The sequence below is a fragment of the Ohtaekwangia sp. genome (assembly GCF_036786105.1).
GTDB lineage: Bacteria > Bacteroidota > Bacteroidia > Cytophagales > Cyclobacteriaceae > Ohtaekwangia.
In genome coordinates this window covers 20,620-21,738 of record NZ_DAIQRQ010000073.1, presented here as the reverse complement: position 1 = coordinate 21,738, position 1,119 = coordinate 20,620, and the positions used below count along the sequence as shown (strand labels likewise).

Below are 1,119 nucleotides of genomic sequence, written 5' to 3'. Positions count from 1 at the left end.
CGGATAACAAATAACGATTAACGCTACATCCCTAAGTGCCTGACTAACAATCATTAGTTCTAAATGTTTTTTCAAAAAGATTCTATCAACAGCTTGCAACTCCTCAAAAAATGATTTTATCTTTGGATCACAGGAATGACAGAAATGAAAATTAACAACACATCCTTTTACTTTTACTACTACTTTTTTAGACCCCAGACGGGACTCTAAGAGTGGTGTGTTGTTAGATAAAAATAACAGATAAACTCAGAAAAGTCCCGGCAAAACCGGGACTTTTTGCTTATAAGGACTTTTTGTAAAAAATGGCGAAGAAGAAAAAACTAAAGATTGCAATTCAGGGTATCACGGCCAGCTTTCACGAAGTAGCAGCGCTTACCTATTTCAATGAACCCATTGAAACGGTAGAGTGCCTTTCATTTCATCAACTATGCGAAAGCCTGAAGCACGATTATAGCGACTATGCCGTGATGGCGATTGAGAACTCTATAGCAGGAAGTATTTTACCGAACTACTTTCTGTTGCAAGACTATCACTTCAACATTATTGGCGAATTATACCTTCCCATTCACATGCACTTGCTGGCATTGCCCGGCACGAAGCTATCGGATATAAAAACAATCGAGTCGCACCCGATGGCTATCCGTCAGTGTACAGAATTTCTGCATGCATTAAAGGGTGTTGAGATCCGCGAAAGCGATGATACGGCACTTTCTGCCAAGCGTGTAAAAGAATTTAAACTCAAAGATACAGCCGCTATCGCGAATGAGTTTGCCGCAAAGAAATTCGGATTACAAATACTGGAGAAGCGTATCGAAACGCATAAGAAAAACTTCACGCGCTTTCTGGTGCTCACCAAGCGAAGCAAAGGCAAAATCGATAGCAATAAGGCATCGCTATGTTTTGAAGTCGCCAACGAAGTGGGAAGTCTGGCCGATGCATTAACAACATTCAAAAACAATAGCATTAACCTGACGAAGATCCAGTCTATACCGATTATCGGCAGACCGAGCGAGTATTCCATCCACATCGATGTAGAGTGGAAGAGACGCAAGAACTACGACACCGCGATGAGCGAGGTGCTGCGACAAGTAAAAAATCTCAATGTGCTGGGAGAGTATA

Annotated in this window: 1 protein-coding gene; it reads left to right on the top strand. The window is 41.6% G+C overall.

Annotation, left to right across the window (positions count from 1 at the left end):
• Positions 1–302: 302 nt before the first annotated feature.
• Positions 303–1,119, top strand: an 817-nt coding sequence (locus V7Q33_RS20750; RefSeq protein WP_333821125.1) for a prephenate dehydratase, incomplete at its 3' end; no start/stop codon positions are given.